The organism is Candidatus Thermoplasmatota archaeon (assembly GCA_022848865.1).
GTDB lineage: Archaea > Thermoplasmatota > Thermoplasmata > RBG-16-68-12 > JAGMCJ01 > JAGMCJ01.
In genome coordinates this window covers 1-2,662 of sequence record JAJISE010000088.1, presented here as the reverse complement: position 1 = coordinate 2,662, position 2,662 = coordinate 1, and the positions used below count along the sequence as shown (strand labels likewise).

Annotated in this window: 3 protein-coding genes; 2 read left to right on the top strand and 1 reads right to left on the bottom strand. The window is 58.4% G+C overall.

All coding sequences use genetic code 11. The features are described 5' to 3' along the window. Positions 1 to 81 precede the first annotated feature (81 nt). On the bottom strand, positions 82 to 492 hold the full coding sequence (locus LN415_09740) for a hypothetical protein (GenBank protein MCJ2557367.1): 411 nt from the start codon (positions 490 to 492) through the stop codon (positions 82 to 84). 213 nt (positions 493 to 705) lie between these two features. Here LN415_09740 and LN415_09735 point away from each other — a divergent pair, with 213 nt between their 5' ends. Together LN415_09735 and LN415_09730 are read left to right on the top strand one after the other, a co-directional pair. Continuing rightward, positions 706 to 957, top strand: a complete 252-nt coding sequence (locus tag LN415_09735) for a hypothetical protein (protein ID MCJ2557366.1) — start codon at positions 706 to 708, stop codon at positions 955 to 957. A gap of 142 nt (positions 958 to 1,099) precedes the next feature. Then, positions 1,100 to 2,518 (top strand): right-handed parallel beta-helix repeat-containing protein, encoded by a 1,419-nt coding sequence (locus tag LN415_09730; protein ID MCJ2557365.1) that lies wholly within the window; start codon positions 1,100 to 1,102, stop codon positions 2,516 to 2,518. Positions 2,519 to 2,662: the final 144 nt, after the last annotated feature.

Sequence of the window (2,662 nt, the reverse complement as noted above, 5' to 3'; positions counted from 1 at the left end):
CCTCGCGATGGTGCTCTTCTGCATAGGAATGCCCAGGAGGAAGGATGCGGAATGAATTCAGAATGCACGCGGCCGTACGCGTCAGTCGCCCAGCGACAGTTGGGTCTCCCTTCCCGGACAGAGCGTGACCGTTTCGCTGTTATCCTGGCGACCCCCGAAACCTAGTCCGCTGAAGTCCACGGAGAACGTGTGCTGCTCGCAGCCTCCTGAATCCAGGACGATGCTGAACGTCTCCTGGACGAACTCATGGGCGCGAACGTATCCATGCAGCAGGGTCTCCCCGTCCATCCACAGCTCGTACTCCGCCGTGAAGTCGCTCCGGTTCACGATCCTCACGGTGACGTCGGCGCGAGGCAGCAGCGCCCAGTAGATCGAAACGGCCCCGATGACGATCACGATGACCAGGAGGACCGCGATGGCGGCGTAGGTCGACTTCTTCTTGGGCGGCTGCGTCAGCGGCGGGGGCTCCCTGTATCCCGGATATGTGTCCATTGGATAGGGCTGCTGCGGGTAGGGTTGGGTCGACGTGGACTCCCTCCGGTTCTCCCATCAGCACGGGCAATCTTAATCCTTTCGCCGTCGTCGTGGCGGGGCGCCTGAGCGAGACGGGCTCGAACAGGGTCTCCGACAATCTTCCCGACCCGCTCTCGAGGAGGACAGAAAGCATTAACTGGAGCATCAAGATACCGAGAACGAGGATGAGCAATGGAGGACGTGAGGAAGTGGGCCAAGTGGCAGAAACAGGGAATACCCATAGCAATCCTTGGGGTCGTCGTCATCTTCATCGGTCTTGCCATCGCGGTCTACTCCGGTCCGGCCTATCGGGACTATGGATATAATTCAGTAGCGAACTTCGCGTTCTGTGGCGTGATACCGGGCGGGATCTTCATGATCGTAGCTGGAATAGCATCATACTTCTACTACGGTGAGAGAGTCAGGCGCCACGGCGGAGGCTGACCTCCAGGGCGCTGGGGAGGCTCTCTGGGAGAACGGCAGGTGCATTGCGCGGTGCGGCGCGCTCGCGTTCACCGCCGTCTTGGACGGCTAGCGAAAGGCTTTTAGCCAACCGCCACGCAAGTAATACCATGGAGGACTTAACTTGTATCTTGCGGAGGAGAGAATATGTAGTGCGCCCTGCGTCCTGATAGCAGCCATCATCTTGGGATCCATAGGCCTGTTCCCCGCGAATGCGGTGGGCACGCCCGTTGGCGGGGAGATAGGCCAGGATACTATCTGGACGCAGGAGGGAAGCCCGTACGAACTGCTGGCGGATGTGAAGATAGTCTCCGGCGCCACGCTTACGATAGAGGCCGGAGTCACCATCCTATCAGAGGCCTACTACGACATCAACGTCATCGATGGTGAGCTCATCGCCGTTGGAACGGAATCGAACCTCATCAAGATGACTTCTGAGAGAGACATCCCCTCAATAACGAAGTGGGGCGGGATCGATATATTCGACAACGGACGCGCGGAAATCAGGTTCTGCGCGATCTCATACACATACTCCGCTATTTCCTTGATGGCCCCCGGCGACAGAATAGTCCCTGGCACGACGTGGAACAACATCACCGATAACATCTTCACGAACAACGAGTACGGGATATTCGCAGGCTATCTGGCCAACAAGAACTACATAACCAAGAACAACTTCAGCCAGAACACAGGTTCCGGCATATACCTGGCTAGCGCGTACAACAACACGATCGTGCACAACACCTTCGTGGGAAACGAATGCGGACTCTGTTCTGACAACATCACGCACAACAACACGGTGGCGTACAACGACTTCATCGGGAACGGGCGGAGCTCAGGCTGGGACATCTGGGGATGGAGCTGGACCAGGAACAACCGAATGCACCACAACAACTTCTTCGGGAGCGGCTACGCATCGGACGGCGGCGAGAACGTGTGGGACAACGGCCACCCGAGCGGCGGGAACTACTGGTACGACTACACGGGAGAGGACAACTTCCATGGTCCGGACCAGGACATCCCTGGCGGTGATGGGATCGGGGACACGCCCTACCTGATTGACAACAACAAATCGGACCGCTACCCCCTGATGAGTCCCGTGGAACACGATGGCTACGAACCCTTCGTGGACGACATACGGCCGACGGCCGTTGCAGGAGAGAACGTCACCGCGACGGTGGGAGAGAACGTGACCTTCAATGCGAACGAGTCATTCGACAACGCAGGGATTGAGAGCTTCGTCTGGGAACTCAAGAGTGAGGAAGGCGATGTCGTGGGCACGTGGACCACTAGATCGTTCACGTACCACTTCACGTCGCCCGGGAAGTACCTCGCGGTCCTTGTCGTCACGGACCTTGGGCAGAACACGGACGAGGATGAGATTTCTGTCTCGGTGCGTCAGACGGCAGACCCGGGAGAGGATGGCACGGGGGAAGCCGCGCCTTCTCCAATCCTTGCCGTGCTTGTTGTCTTCGTCGTTCTGCTAGCCATCATCGCAACCGTGGCGGCATACTTGGTCTGGACACGCGGCAGATGGCGGTGAGTTCCCCAATGTCCTAGGAGAGCCGCCCGCGAATCTGCGCGCTCGTGTTCAAATCGGGAGAACGAGGAGACCACCGTTCACCGCTTTGATTCGGCCCGTTTGGCCATCATCTTCTCGAGAGCCTTGAGATCACTCTCCTTGACG

Bases quoted from the DNA above. Each gene is read 5' to 3' on its own strand.
- LN415_09740 (MCJ2557367.1), bottom strand. From the start codon at position 492: ATGGACACATATCCGGGATACAGGGAGCCCCCGCCGCTGACGCAGCCG.
- LN415_09735 (MCJ2557366.1), top strand. From the start codon at position 706: ATGGAGGACGTGAGGAAGTGGGCCAAGTGGCAGAAACAGGGAATACCC.